Here is a 12,350-nt window from a genome sequence, read left to right as displayed (position 1 = left end):
GGCGATGGCGAAATCTGCCTAGGCTAGGGTCTTGCGCCGAAGGCCTTTTCGTTAAACTGTAGCATTTGTCTTTCGTCTGCCCACTTGCGCAGAGGGTGGGGAGGTAGCTTGCCTTCTTCCACTAGGAGCATGTGTTCTTCCACCCTCGACCACTTTTCATCCCTTGAGAACTTCCTCGGAAGAGTCGTGTCCCGAGTTGGGCGAGCAGCGAGAACCTGCCCGATTTCCAAGTTCAATGCATTTTGCATTTGTGCGCCCTTGAGGTCTGCGCCGTTTAGGTTTGTTCCTTCCAAGTCTGCATCGTCCATATGCGTGCCACCCAGCCACGCTCCTTGCAGCTGGCAGCCCTTTAGAAATGCACCCTCCAGTCGCGCTGCACCCATGTTTGCGCCGTCCAGATGGGCGAACTCCAGATAAGCGCCGCGTAGGTCTGTGCGGCGCAAGTCTACTCGGAAGGGTTCGTTGCGCCGGGGGCGTCGGCCAAGAACGATCAGTGCTGCCTTTACGTGTTCGGGCGGTCGGATCCTGCGTTCTTTGTGTTCACCGTAATTTGCGGATGGAGCCGGGGCGTGCAGCCGTACGAACGCCGCCAACACCTCTACGATCGTGGGTTGGGTGTCAGGAGAGTCCCTCATGATCGCTTCTAGCGCGTAGATGCCGCCCAATTGCTCAGTGATTCGACACGAAGCAAGATGCTCCATCGCCTTTGCGAAACGGTCGTTAAGCTTCCCCTCGCGAGTGAGATTCACCTGGTCTTGATGTTGTTTTTGACTGAGCGCGAGGGACGCCTGGGTGAGTTGCAACTGTGCCTGATCCTGTTGGAGGGTGTGCTCCAGCGCCTCCCGGGTGTCGCGGAGCGAGCGGGCGGTGAAGACGAGGCCGACAGCGCCAGCAGATGCGACCACGAGCGCAGCTATTGCGGTTCGAAAACCGGAAATAACGGTTGCCTTAGGAGCATCGCTATCGTCCAATCGGCCAAGCTGGATCCGGTCGAGGAACCATGGCGCCTGCCACAGCAAGTACAGGAAACCTCCGAATAGTGTGGCCCCCGCAAGGATGGCCAACCAACGTGTTCCGTTACCCTGCTGAGGTTTGGGTTCGGTCATGAGCCTATGGCACGCCATAAGCCAGCGGTTCGCTAACCGTGGCGGCCGATCGGCGGACCTGAAGCAAGCGTGGGAGTACGCAGCGCTATCCAGCTGCCGATCCGGATGGACGTCCGCCCTGCCGTACGCGAGGAGCTCGACCCTGACGGCGGCGCAGGCAAGACGCCAGCGCCGAGAGACAGGAGTTGAGAGCGGCCAAGATGCTGGCGGTAGCCACCGTTACCCACACCTTGCGGATACCAGGACGGTCAGCGGCGACCTGGTCCAAGAGCCGGGCGCCGGCGGGGAGTCCTGCACACTTGCCGCAGTGACCAGCACGGCAAGCAAGAGTCCAACCCTGTCAGTGACGATTTTCCGCTTCCTGCCCACGATCTTCTTCCCGGCGTCGATGCCCTGGCCGGCGACGGGGACGCTGGTGGAGGTCTTGATGCTCTCGCGTCGATTACACAGGCCGACGGCTCGGCGTCCCGTCCTTCCTTCTTCCGCAGAAGCTGCCGGAGAAGCCGTTGAGCTGAACGAATACGCCCTCGTCCGCCCACTGGGCGAAGTAGCCGTAGGCCGTATTCCAGTGCGGAAAGTCGTGCGGGAGGTAGCGCCACTGCACCCCGGTGCGGTCCACGTACAAGATCGCGTCCATGTCGCGCAGGTCATGTTCGCATGGCCGACCGCAGTCGAGGGCCCGGTGAAAACGACCTCTAAGACCGTGGTCCCACGTGGTGAGGCGGACGAGTCGTTTGTGCCAGCAGGGGGCGGGGGCGAAGCCGAGAAAGGCCAGGTAGCAGGTGTCGCTCGCAGTGGTGGTTGAGTCGGCGTCAGCCGGTTAGCCAGAACATGGTGCGCTCGATGACCCACCGCCGGCGCCCTAATCGTTCGCTGGGCTCGACGCCTTGGCGCGCGATGGGGACGCCGGTTTTGCTGCGTGCCCATCTCCGCAGGTGAGGAACGTCGTACGCCTCGTCGGCGTGCAGGCGTTGAGGTTTGAAGTGGCGGCCGCGGTGGGGGTGCCTCGTTTGGTCGTGACGAGCAACGCACGGTGGCTTGAAGTGAGTTGGCGGAGAATCGTGCGTCAGTGCCTCTAGCGGCCACTGCCATCTTCACGCCATCATGGCCCTGTTCTCCATGTGAGATCGATGCATCCCCTCTGAAACACCGCCTTGACGAGGCGCGCCCGCCAAGGGTGGTGGGCCCGACGCTTACCGCGTCGGGAGCAAGGAGGGTGTATGGGTCAGCAAGATTGTCCACAGGAGAACGACTCCGGCGCACCTGCCGGAGAGAACAACAACACGAAGATCTCGATCCACATCTGGCCCAAGGTTCGACTAGGACTGACGGTCTGCGAGACGGCACTTGTGCTTACCCAGCACGATGCCCTCGCCGCTGGAGCGAGGGCGCTCGTGGTCACAGGTGATCTGATCTTCAGCCGGCCAAGCACGAAGTAATCGGATCCCCTGTCGGTGGGCTCGACGCGCAAGCGTCGGGCCCACTGTGCTGTGCAGCGTCTCCGAGTAGACACGTGTGTCCTTTCGGAGGCTGGCTGCACTGGAGAGTATCGGCGTCGCCGCCTTTTACAGAACCTGCATCGGTGCGACTTTCGGCGACGTTGACAAGACGTGACAGAATGGAGTCAGAGCACCAACGCCCGCAGGAGGAAGCGTGGAAGGGCAGGGCAACCAGGAGCACCTGCTGGCACTCAGCGCCTTGGCCCATGCCTTGCGTGAGCTCCACCTCTCCGCTGGCGCCCCCTCCACACGTGAACTCGCCAAGCGCACCAACCTGGTGAGCCACCAGAGCGTGCACGCCACGCTCCGGGCAACTCGCCTTCCACGTTGGTCCACTCTGGAGTCCATTGTCGAAGCAATGGGGGGCAATAAGCAGAGATTTCAAGAGCTTTGGGCGCGGGCCGCCAAGGAGCAGCAGGAAGTAAAAGAAGCTGCCCGACCTGCTGGCCAGACGACCAAATCTCGGAGTATTGGCAAAGCAAGCCCAAACCAAGCCCCCGCATCCCCGCAGCTCACCAGCCGCCAAGGCAATGACGATCCATACGATCTTGTCCACCTATTGAGCGAGCACGGGTCCCCCAAATTGTTCGCACCTGGGGAAACAATCATCCATCAAGGCGCATGGACGCAAAGATTCTGCGTAGTGGTGCACGGCTACGTGAAAAGGGAATCCTCCACAGCCGACGGGCATCGACAGCTGCTGGATATCCTTGCCCCCGGAGAGCCTGTTGAGGCAAGCGTTCTCCTGGCCAAACCAGCGCAGGCAAGAGCCACCGCAGCTACGCACACCCAATGCCTTTTCGTTGGCCGCGACCGCATAAACGCTTTGTCCGAGGCTAACCATGACTTGTCGTTGGCATTGTTGTGGGCAATGTCGGAAACCGTTAGGCGCGCCGATAGCTTCCGAAGCTGGTTCAGTGAGGGGGATGTCACAACTAAGCTGGCACATCTGCTTATTCATCTGCATGAAAGGGCTGCGCCAAGGGACGGGCTGCTGCCTTATCCTCTCACGCAGTCAGACTTGGCCTCATTTATAGGGTCAAGAGAAAGGCGTGTCCACGCTGGACTGCGCACGTTGGTGGAGCGTGGGGTTATCGCCCTCGGGTATAGAAGAATCAGAATTCTGTCCTTGCAGGCGCTGCGCCGTCAGGCCGGCTACGACCCAATCTGATCCCGCCCGCCTTTAGAGCGTGACACGGATGCAGACCCACTTTGTACCCGTACGGTGAGCGGAGCGAGCTGCTTTGGCCCCATTCAGCAAATCGGGCTGAAGGGGAGCGGACCTGGCAGCGGCCGTCGCAGCCCCTGCCACTGTTTCCTGGCTGACGGCAGCCCTGACGGCAACGACGGCACACGTAGACCGTTGCTCACGACGATCAGCGATCAGCAGAATTGGAGGTCGGGCCCCCGTCCAACGGCTCGCCCGATCCTACGGATCAGAAGGTTGCAGGTTCGAATCCTGCCGAGTGCACACAGATCAGAGGCCCCGCCGGTTCGTCCGGCGGGGCCTCTGACATCTCCGGGTGACATCAACGTCTACGTAGGCCGTGCCGATGACGTGATGAAGGCTGCTGACTACAAGATCTCTTCTTCGGGATCGTGGCCCACCGCTCGTCCCAACCACGTGCGCCCAGGCGCTGCGGCGATCGTGCTGTGCCTGAGAAGCCCCGGAGAGACCCGGGGCTTCAGAGGTTTCAGGTGTTGTCCGGATGACGCAAACGCCGACCTCTGCTCTCCGCGATGCGCAAAACGTCCTGTAGGGCCTCGGTCAGGCGCTCGGCGAGGTAGCGAAGATCACCGGGCTGCGTCTCGGGGAGCAGTACGAGGGCGTGTTGGACGAGTTGGTCGCCCATGTGAAGTTGGATTGACTCTGTGGCATCGGCGGCTCGGGAGACCGGTCCGCCGTGGTGGTCGGTTATCAGATAGCTGTGCTTGCCGTCGGTGCCGGACCGGGGAAGCAGCCGGTGCTCATCCGACATCAGGCGACCGCCACTACGTGATCGCGGTGCCGACCAGCAATGGGGTGCTGCGGCGTCACCCTGGCCCTTTCATGCTGACGCTGAGCTTGCTCATGAGCGATCAGATACGGGCGTACAGACGGGGAACCTGTGACGTTGAGTGAGGTGCAGTCCTGGCTGTAGGGGCTGCGGTGCGGCGGCAGGGGTGGAATGAGGTGCTGGGCTGGACGCACGGGCAGGGTGGGCGCCGGCGGCTGGTGGCGTGGTGTCGCGCCGGGGCCCTTCAACAGGATGTACACCCAGGCGGCGTGGCGACGGATAAGGTCCCTCATGTCATCAGCTCCGATCAGCTGGTGGCCGTGCCCCGGGGCGGCTCCAACCGTCGCCGGGGCTTCACGTGGGTAACCGTAGCCGAAGCGTTCTAGGGCATGCTAGGGATACTAGGAATTCCATGTATCGCACGGATGTCCAAGCATGCGCATGCTATGAGGGTGATCGAGTTCGTTCCTGACATTCCTCGATGGCGGCAGGTGGCCGAAGTGGTTCGCCGTCGCATCGCGGACGGCACCTATCCGCCGCGTACCCGTGTCCCCTCTGTCGTGCAGTTGACTTCGGAGTTCGGTATCGCCAACGCGACAGCGCACAAGGTGCTTCGCGCATTGCGCGAAGAGGGGCTGACGTACACCGAACCCGGTCTGGGGTCGTTCGTTGCCGAGCGGCCCCAGAATGCTGCAGCAGAGAGGGACACGTAGCCAGGACTCAGCTCAGGGCCTTACCCACCTCGTAGATGGTCGGCCGGTCTTCGGGAGTGTGGCTGAGCATCGCCTCGATCAATTCGCCCAGCTCACCGGGCGGCAGCTCGGCACGCTCGGGTGACTCCCGGCCGCCACCGATGGGCCGTATCTGCACTCGACCGCCGAGCTCACACATGACGATGCCGATACGTCCCTTGGCGGTGTCCTTCGCCAGTTCACCGATGCCTGGTCTGGTCTGCTGGTTGCTCGCCATGCAAGGGAGCAACGCGATCGGAGGGCCGTCGCCAAAAGGTCAGGCTGATTACCCGCGTGTGCCTTCGCTCATGCGTACCCGGAGAGTCGCCCTTGTGAAGCTGTCGGCGGGTGGTCAGGCGAACGCCGATGACCGGGCCCTGCCGACGGCGCGTCAGCGGGTTTTCCGTTGCTCCCTGATGGTGTTTCCGCCCCTCCTCGTTCGTCAGCCGCGTTAGATCGAAGTTATCTGTAACTCGCCGTGCGCGTCCGCGAGCAGGATCCCGGCCGCCGACACGTCGAGCAGCTCGACGCAGCGCGGACAGCCGGTGCAGCAGGTCGATGACGTCGAAGTCCTCGACAAGGCAGTCCGTGATCTCGACGAAGATCTTGGCTAGACGTCGTTCGCGGGCCATGACCACGTCCGCCGCAATCTCGCCGAGGGGGCGCTCACTGCCCGAGCCCGGAATCGTTGCCTCAGGGACGACGGTTACGGGAAGGGACGCATGGGACCGTTCCTCCGCTGCCCGTACGGTCCGTTGGGCCTGTTCGAGGAGTAGGCTGGATTTACCGAGGATATTTCGAGCACCGGCTTTCAGGCTTGTGTCGTTTTCGGCGATTGAATATTCCGGGCCGGTTCAAGCTGGCCCGGGGCAGGGTTCGCGTCGTGACTGCGACCATTTCCCGCCCGCCGACGACCGAGGCCGATGACCGGTTCTCCACGTCCTCTCTGCGTCTGTCGCTGGCTCCCGCCGGCTCCGCGCCGGCTCTGCTGGACGGCGCCTGGTGGCCTCGCTCCCGCGATCTCGGGGCGGAACTGCCGTCCCTGGCCGCCGTACTGGATCCGCTGTGGGGGCGGATCACCCGGGTCACGGTCAATCCCAACCAGTGGCCGGTCATCCCACACAAGGTGCCCGTCGCCGGGCACGTGGTGAACGTGGGCTGGTTCCGGGACGAGCAAGACCCGCATGAACTGCTGTTGCTCTCCTGCCACGTGGGCCGCCGGAATCTCCTTGTGGTCCCGCCGCAGACGACTCCCGACTCGGCCGCCTGGCTGATGGCCGCCGCGAGCGACCCGCGCGGTGTGTCGACCGCGAGCCGGCTGGTGGAGGAGGCGACGCGTCTGCGGACGCTGCACGACGCGACCGGGCCGAAGAGGCGGACGCGACCCCCACCCATCCGGCAGACTCTCCCGGTCCGTCACCGAACGGGCCGAACCGACCGAACCGATAGCCGCAGTCCAGAACCCGGCCGCAGCACCGCACACGACAGGCCGGGGGGCTCCAGCGTCATGGCTGCCCAGAGGCCGGGGCAGCCATCCCTCCAAGTCGCGATGCCGCCGGGCGCGGACCTCCCGTCCGATTCGTGGCGCATCCCCGGACGACGGATCAGCCACGGTGCTCGCTACCTCAGGCTTGTGGGCCGGCCGTTCACCCGCTACCCCCGCACACCCCGTACCGGCGTATGCCGCGAGGGCCGGACCCGGCCCGGCCACGAGGCTCTCCGACGGGCACTCCGAACTGAGGAGCCATGCCTCTTCCGCGGTTGTACGTCCACCGATACGACCACACCACGTGCGCGTTGATCACCCTTGCAGGAGAGATCGACCTGGCCACCGCCCCGCTCGTGCGTGCCGCGCTGGCCGAATGCCTGCACGACGGCATCCGCACCACCGACGTCGATCTCACTGAGGTCACCTTCTGCGACGCCAGCGGACTCAACGCCTTCCTCATGGCATCGGGGCTTGCCACCGAAGCCGGAACGATCCTCCGGCTGCACCATCCGCCACCGATCATGGCCCGCATCATCGAGATCACCGGCTCCGGTTTCCTGCTCCACGAGCTCCACACCGTTCGCCCACCATCACGCGGTTTCCCGCCGCCGCGGTCGGCGCGCGGTGACGTCCCCGCTCCGCCGGGAGCCGCCACAGGGTGAGGGAAGCACACCGCTCCCGCCCACGCCGTACGTCTGCGCCGGCTGAACCGCCGGCAGGCCGAGACCAGTGCGGGAGGACCTGGCCGATCTGTACGTGGAGTCTTCCCTGGCGCAGGCTGGCCAGGAGTATCGAGGCCGGAAGGCGTTCCTGCGGCGGCTGCGACATCCGGGGGCCGGATTCGCGCTGCTGATCGGGGAGGAGACGGCTTTCAAAGGGTGTGCAAACGGATCCCCGCATCGCGCGAGCCCCTGCGGGCACTCACACCCTGATGGCCCTCGGTGGTCCTCTGTGCCCAGGCTTCCGGGATTTTTGGGTCGCGCCCTCGCGTGACATGGGTTTCGACCGTGGTAGTCGACAGGCATGCCGATGAAGCCTGCAGGCGCCACGGACCGTTCATCCTGGTTCGGGCGACTGCACCGCGTGATCAGTAGTTCGCCAGTCGGGCGTGGATGGCGGCGGAGCAGCGATATCGAGCTGTGGTCGCGTTCACTGGGCTTCGCGGCGCTGGGGCTCCTCACGCTGGTGCCGCTGCTGATCATTGTTTCCTCTGCCGACCTCGAGCACGGACGGGGGTTCGCGCAGTGGCTGGGGGAAGGGCTCGGCGTGTCGACGGCTTCCAGGCGGCAGGTCGAGCAGTTGTTCATTGGGCCCGGCCAGGCCCTACGGACCACCACCGTGTTCGGTATCGCCACCCTTGCCGTGTTCGGCCTGGCCTTCAGTGCGGCCGTGCAGACAGGCTATGAAAAGGTCTGGGAATTGCCGCCGGCTCGCTGGTGGGCCAGATGGCGGCATGTGGTGTGGCTCGGCGTCCTCATCGGATACCTCTACTTCTCCGCCACCATCACGCTGCTGCGCGAACCTCTGGGAGGCGGGGCCGTGGCCTCGCTTAGCGCAGTGCTGTTCCTGTGGTGGTCCCAACGCCTTTTGCTCGGCGGGAGGATCCGCTGGCGTGCCCTGCTGCCCGGCGCTGTGGCCACCGTGATCGGGCTGCTCGGTCTGAGGGTCTTTTCCAAGCTCGTCTTCTCGCCGTTGATCGCATCCAACGCTGTCACCTACGGACCTGTCGGAAGTGTTCTCGTCATCGAGTCCTGGTTGGTCGGTGTCGGTGTCGTCATCTTCGGCGGGGCGCTGGTCGGTCGACTGCTGTGCGAAGAACTCCCTCGCATGGCACACCTACTGAAGCGGCCCAGATGAGGCACATCCGGACGTGAACCCCGCGTGGACCACGCCCCCCGACACGCCCGGGCCAGCGTGTCGCACCCGTCCGCCCCTGGTGGGCGGACGGAGGCGGGGCGCCGGAGCGGCCTGAGGGAACCGTCCTGATCGCCGTTGCTGCGGCGACCAGCCGTTCGAAGTTGACGGCAGTTCTGACGGCAACGACGGCACACGTGCGCGCACGATCGCTGCTACGAGCGATCGGAGCAGGAAGCCGTCGGCCCTCCTGCCAGAGGGTGCCCGATCCTGCGGATCAGAAGGTCGCAGGCTCGAATTCTGCCGAGTGCGCAGCAGGCCAGAGGCCCTGCGGAGCAGTCCGCAGGGCCTCTGGCCTCTTGCTTCGAAGGCGGGATCGCCGCAACCCGTCAGGCCGTAGACCACGGCACGTCCGACGTGTGCATGCTCCGCACGTGCGGTGGCGGGGCGATCTCGCCTTCGCTGACGGAGGGTTGCCGCCGCGTCGGGGTTGTCAGTAGGTGACGTAGTCGCTGCGGACCCATCCCGTGACGCCCTTGTGGGCCCCGGACGTCACCTTGCCGTACCACCAGACCGGAGTGGGGTACGTCTTGGTGCAGTAGTACGTGAACTTGGTCCCCTTGGTCAGCTGCCCCAGGGAGCCGTAGCTCGTTGCGGGGCCCTTGCGCAGGTTCACGTTGTTCGTTTTGATCTTGTAGTACGTCTGGTCCGGTTCGTCGAGATTGCACTTCGGGTTGGTGACCGCGCCGGCGCTCGGGGCGGTGATCATCGCCCCGCCGAACAGTGCGACCGCCGCGACAGTCGTCGCGATCGTGTTGCGGAGCAAACCTTGCCGCATGCTTGCCTTCTCCTGTGCCAGTGACAGGCGCACCCCCGTATGGACGCGCCGCTCGTTGTCGCTCGTTCCAGCGAACTCGCAACGCGGTGAGCGTAGTCGGCGCTTTTGCAGAGGTGACGCCCACGCTCCGCGACTTTGTGCAATCTTCAAAGACGGGGGGCGTCGGTGGCGCGCCCCGGCCGGCAAGGGGACGCTGGGTTCGGGGGCAACGTGATGGAGGAGTACTCCATGGCTCAGACCAGCCGGGACCACAAGGCGCGCGCACCGTTCTTTTCCCGCCCCGGTGTCCGCCGCTTCCTGCCGTTCGTTCTGATCAGTGCGGTTGCCCTGATCTTCATCTTCGAGAACCGCTCGGACGTCGAGATCCGCCTGCTCGTGCCGATCGTGACCATGCCGCTGTGGGGTGCCCTCCTGATCGCCTGGGGCCTCGGCGTGCTCGCCTGCGTCTTCACCGTGCGCCGACGGTCGAGCCGGCACTCGCGGCAGCCCAAGTAGGTGCCTTGGGCGTTCCTTCGGTGAGGTGCCCGGCCGGAGGGTTGGTTCAGTCCGGGCGGCAGTGCTCTTCCAGGTAGGTCGCCGCGAGCGTGCCGGCGCGGGTGAACCAGTCGTGCAGGACCGCGATCTCGTCCGGCGAGTAGTCCGCGAAGAGGTGCGTGAGGCGTGCGTAGTACGGCTCGTAGACCTCCCGGACCCGGGCGACCGCGTCGGGCTGGGCCGCGACGCGGATGCGGCGGCGGTCCGTGGGGTCGGGGCGGCGGGTGATGTAGCCGGCGCGCTCCAGGCGGTTGAGGATGCCGGTGACCGCGCCGGTGGTGACATGGACGCGGGCCGCCAGGTCGCCTGCCGTGGGGAGGTTCTCGCCGGCCTCGATGACATAGGCGAAGCAGGTGAGGTCGGTCACACTCAGGCCCACCTGTTGGGCGATCTCGTGCTGTCCGACCAGGTGAGTCGCGATGAGTTGGTCCATGGCCGACAGCGCCTGCTCCGGCGTGGCGGCCGGACGAGGCTTCGCGTGCATTCCCAGATCCCTTAGTTCGTGAGATGTTTGGGTGGTAAAAGTCTTAGCAGGTGAGGGGTTCCGTGGGTCGGACCCTCGGGTGCGAGGGAGTGGCACGTGAGTGCACATCAGTATGACCACGGGCACACGGTCGCGGGATGGGTCGGATTCGCCATCGCCTCGGTCGGGGCCTGTGTGGCGGGGCTAGGGGTGTGCACCGTCTCCGGTGTGCTGATCGCCGGCGGGCTGGCGATCGGGCTCGTGAGTCTGCTCGTCACCTGGGCCCTGCACCTTGCCGGGTGGGGGAAGGGGCCGGGCGTGCGGTCCCGGGCCGAGTGGGGCTGGCGCGTGCGGGACTCGGCGGCGCCGGGCGGGCACGAGGAGTGCCTGGGGTGCCGGCTGGCCGGGCGCGGGCGGCGTGCGGCTGGTGCGGGGGCGGGTGCGGGCGCGGTGCAGCCGGTCATGCCGGTGCAGCGCACGGGTGAGCCGGAGACCGTCGCCGCGGTGGGGACCGACTCCGTGAAGTGAGGCCGATCCTCATCAGGCGGCCCCCGTCAAGCGGCCCCGTGAGGCGGGCCTCGTCAAGCGGCCCCGTGAGGCGGGCCTCGTCAAGCGGCCCCGTCAGGCGGTCCTCTTCAGGCGGTCCTCTTCAGGCGGGCCTCGCAGGCGGTCCCCGTCGGGCGGCCCTCGTCAGCCGCCCGATGTCAGTGGTGCCCCCTACTCTCGGCAGAGATGGCACAGGCATGGAAGTGCTCGGGGCTGCGGTGGTCGGCGGATGGTCCCGTGCTGGTGTGGGGTGGCGGGCGGCGCAGTGCGCTGACCTGGGGGAAACGCGTGGCCTTCGAGGTCGCGGAAGGGGGCGTGCGCAGCTGCGTGGGAGCTCGGGGGCATGCGTGCCCGCTGGGTGCGGTCGTGCCGGGGCGGAGTACGGGGGCGCGGTGCGAGGAGTGTGCGCGGCTGGACCGGGCGCACTCGGTGGCGGCGGACACCATCGCCGACGATCCACGGCCGTACCGCGTGTACCTGGCGTGGTTCGGGCCCGGCATGGTCAAGGTCGGGATCACGGCCCGGGAGCGGGGAAGCGCGCGGCTGCTCGAACAGGGAGCCGTCTGTTTCAGCTGGCTCGGCGTCGGTCCGCTCATGGCCGCGCGGCGTACGGAGGAGCTGCTCAGGGCCGCCCTGCGGGTGCCCGACCGGATTCCGTACGTCGACAAGCGGGCCGTGCGGGCCGCGCTGCCGGAGGCCGCCGCCGACCGGGCCCGTGAGGTCGCCGAGCTGTATCAGCGGGCGGTCGCGCTCCCCGCGTGGCCGGAGTCGCTCGTACGGGAGCCACTGCGGGTCGTCGACCACGTGGGGGTGTTCGGGCTCGCCGGGGTGCCCGTCGCCGCCGGGGACGTTCGCGAGCTCGTCGCCGGGGGTGCGGTCGGCGGGGAGCTGGTCGCGGCCGCGGGACCCGATCTGCATCTGGCCACCGGTGCCGGGGTCGTGGTGCTCGACACGCGGTTGATGACCGGGTGGGGGCTGGTGCCCGCCACGGGGAGTGAAGTGACCGTGCCGATCAGGCAGTCCAAGGAGGTCGCGGGCATGCAGGACGGCTTGTTCTGAACTCTGAACCCGCCGGGCTCTGCGGGCGTTCCCTGAGCAGCTCGGCCTGTTCTGAGCTCTGAACCCGCCGGGCGCTGCGGGCGTTCCCTGACCAGCTCGGCCTGTTCTGAGCTCTGAACCCGCCGGGCGCTGCGGGCGTTCCCTGACCAGCTCGGCCTGTTCTGAGCTCTGAACCCGCCGGGCTCCGCGGGCGTTCCCTGAGCAGCGCGGCCTGTTCTGGACTCTGACCCCGCC

12 protein-coding genes and 3 pseudogenes are annotated in these 12,350 nt (G+C 66.1%); 8 read left to right on the top strand and 7 right to left on the bottom strand.

Annotated features, from left to right (window positions below):
• Positions 1 to 23: 23 nt before the first annotated feature.
• The 3 genes and pseudogenes from FDO69_RS07875 to FDO69_RS41585 form a co-directional block, all read right to left on the bottom strand.
• Positions 24 to 1,106, bottom strand: coding sequence for a pentapeptide repeat-containing protein (locus FDO69_RS07875; protein ID WP_159030596.1), 1,083 nt, complete (start codon positions 1,104 to 1,106; stop codon positions 24 to 26).
• Positions 1,107 to 1,329: 223 nt separating this feature from the next.
• Positions 1,330 to 1,755: pseudogene (locus FDO69_RS07870) on the bottom strand (transposase); the annotation flags it as partial.
• 63 nt (positions 1,756 to 1,818) lie between these two features.
• Positions 1,819 to 2,173, bottom strand: a pseudogene (locus FDO69_RS41585) (IS5/IS1182 family transposase); the annotation flags it as partial.
• A 586-nt stretch (positions 2,174 to 2,759) separates the two neighbouring features.
• On the opposite strand from FDO69_RS41585, the gene FDO69_RS07860 reads away from it, so the two are divergent.
• Positions 2,760 to 3,776, top strand: a complete 1,017-nt coding sequence (locus tag FDO69_RS07860) for a Crp/Fnr family transcriptional regulator (RefSeq protein WP_104779021.1) — start codon at positions 2,760 to 2,762, stop codon at positions 3,774 to 3,776.
• Positions 3,777 to 4,299: 523 nt separating this feature from the next.
• On the opposite strand, the gene FDO69_RS07855 is transcribed toward FDO69_RS07860, so the two are convergent.
• Positions 4,300 to 4,584: a hypothetical protein gene (locus FDO69_RS07855; RefSeq protein ID WP_104779020.1), complete on the bottom strand. Its 285-nt coding sequence runs from the start codon at positions 4,582 to 4,584 to the stop codon at positions 4,300 to 4,302.
• A gap of 470 nt (positions 4,585 to 5,054) precedes the next feature.
• Here FDO69_RS07855 and FDO69_RS07850 point away from each other — a divergent pair, with 470 nt between their 5' ends.
• Positions 5,055 to 5,315 (top strand): GntR family transcriptional regulator, encoded by a 261-nt coding sequence (locus FDO69_RS07850; RefSeq protein WP_234387870.1) that lies wholly within the window; start codon positions 5,055 to 5,057, stop codon positions 5,313 to 5,315.
• A gap of 7 nt (positions 5,316 to 5,322) precedes the next feature.
• On the opposite strand, the gene FDO69_RS41815 is transcribed toward FDO69_RS07850, so the two are convergent.
• Positions 5,323 to 5,571, bottom strand: a complete 249-nt coding sequence (locus tag FDO69_RS41815) for a hypothetical protein (protein ID WP_104779019.1) — start codon at positions 5,569 to 5,571, stop codon at positions 5,323 to 5,325.
• 645 nt (positions 5,572 to 6,216) lie between these two features.
• Here FDO69_RS41815 and FDO69_RS41810 point away from each other — a divergent pair.
• The 3 genes and pseudogenes from FDO69_RS41810 to FDO69_RS07820 form a co-directional block, all read left to right on the top strand.
• A pseudogene (locus FDO69_RS41810) lies at positions 6,217 to 6,678 on the top strand (DUF5994 family protein); the annotation flags it as partial.
• Positions 6,679 to 7,079: 401 nt separating this feature from the next.
• Entirely contained in the window at positions 7,080 to 7,484 is a 405-nt protein-coding gene (locus tag FDO69_RS07830; RefSeq protein WP_104779018.1) for an STAS domain-containing protein, read from the top strand.
• 361 nt (positions 7,485 to 7,845) lie between these two features.
• Positions 7,846 to 8,679, top strand: coding sequence for a YihY/virulence factor BrkB family protein (locus FDO69_RS07820; protein ID WP_104779017.1), 834 nt, complete (start codon positions 7,846 to 7,848; stop codon positions 8,677 to 8,679).
• A gap of 490 nt (positions 8,680 to 9,169) precedes the next feature.
• On the opposite strand, the gene FDO69_RS07815 is transcribed toward FDO69_RS07820, so the two are convergent.
• Positions 9,170 to 9,514 carry an SH3 domain-containing protein gene (locus tag FDO69_RS07815; RefSeq protein WP_234387869.1) on the bottom strand — a complete coding sequence of 115 codons (345 nt, stop codon included), beginning with the start codon at positions 9,512 to 9,514 and terminating at the stop codon, positions 9,170 to 9,172.
• Between the two features lie 228 nt (positions 9,515 to 9,742).
• Here FDO69_RS07815 and FDO69_RS07810 point away from each other — a divergent pair, with 228 nt between their 5' ends.
• Positions 9,743 to 10,009, top strand: coding sequence for a hypothetical protein (locus FDO69_RS07810; protein WP_104779016.1), 267 nt, complete (start codon positions 9,743 to 9,745; stop codon positions 10,007 to 10,009).
• A 46-nt stretch (positions 10,010 to 10,055) separates the two neighbouring features.
• Here the strand turns inward: FDO69_RS07810 and FDO69_RS07805 are convergent, their stop codons facing one another.
• Complete coding sequence (locus tag FDO69_RS07805) at positions 10,056 to 10,532, bottom strand: MarR family winged helix-turn-helix transcriptional regulator (RefSeq protein ID WP_104779015.1); 477 nt, start codon at positions 10,530 to 10,532, stop codon at positions 10,056 to 10,058.
• A 96-nt stretch (positions 10,533 to 10,628) separates the two neighbouring features.
• Between FDO69_RS07805 and FDO69_RS07800 the strand changes: the two genes are divergently transcribed.
• Both FDO69_RS07800 and FDO69_RS07795 read left to right on the top strand, forming a co-directional pair.
• Positions 10,629 to 11,039, top strand: a complete 411-nt coding sequence (locus FDO69_RS07800; RefSeq protein ID WP_104779014.1) for an HGxxPAAW family protein — start codon at positions 10,629 to 10,631, stop codon at positions 11,037 to 11,039.
• 204 nt (positions 11,040 to 11,243) lie between these two features.
• Positions 11,244 to 12,116 (top strand): DUF2797 domain-containing protein, encoded by an 873-nt coding sequence (locus tag FDO69_RS07795; RefSeq protein ID WP_104779013.1) that lies wholly within the window; start codon positions 11,244 to 11,246, stop codon positions 12,114 to 12,116.
• Positions 12,117 to 12,350: the final 234 nt, after the last annotated feature.

Source organism: Streptomyces tibetensis, from assembly GCF_007655005.1.
Taxonomy (GTDB): domain Bacteria; phylum Actinomycetota; class Actinomycetes; order Streptomycetales; family Streptomycetaceae; genus Streptomyces; species Streptomyces tibetensis.
This window is presented reverse-complemented; position numbering and strand designations above follow the sequence as displayed.

Coding starts and splice junctions, on each gene's coding strand:
- FDO69_RS07820 (WP_104779017.1), top strand. CDS start 7,846: ATGCCGATGAAGCCTGCAGGCGCCACGGACCGTTCATCCTGGTTCGGG.
- FDO69_RS07815 (WP_234387869.1), bottom strand. CDS start 9,514: ATGCGGCAAGGTTTGCTCCGCAACACGATCGCGACGACTGTCGCGGCG.
- FDO69_RS07805 (WP_104779015.1), bottom strand. CDS start 10,532: ATGCACGCGAAGCCTCGTCCGGCCGCCACGCCGGAGCAGGCGCTGTCG.
- FDO69_RS07875 (WP_159030596.1), bottom strand. CDS start 1,106: ATGACCGAACCCAAACCTCAGCAGGGTAACGGAACACGTTGGTTGGCC.
- FDO69_RS07810 (WP_104779016.1), top strand. CDS start 9,743: ATGGCTCAGACCAGCCGGGACCACAAGGCGCGCGCACCGTTCTTTTCC.
- FDO69_RS07855 (WP_104779020.1), bottom strand. CDS start 4,584: ATGTCGGATGAGCACCGGCTGCTTCCCCGGTCCGGCACCGACGGCAAG.
- FDO69_RS07795 (WP_104779013.1), top strand. CDS start 11,244: ATGGCACAGGCATGGAAGTGCTCGGGGCTGCGGTGGTCGGCGGATGGT.
- FDO69_RS07830 (WP_104779018.1), top strand. CDS start 7,080: ATGCCTCTTCCGCGGTTGTACGTCCACCGATACGACCACACCACGTGC.
- FDO69_RS41815 (WP_104779019.1), bottom strand. CDS start 5,571: ATGGCGAGCAACCAGCAGACCAGACCAGGCATCGGTGAACTGGCGAAG.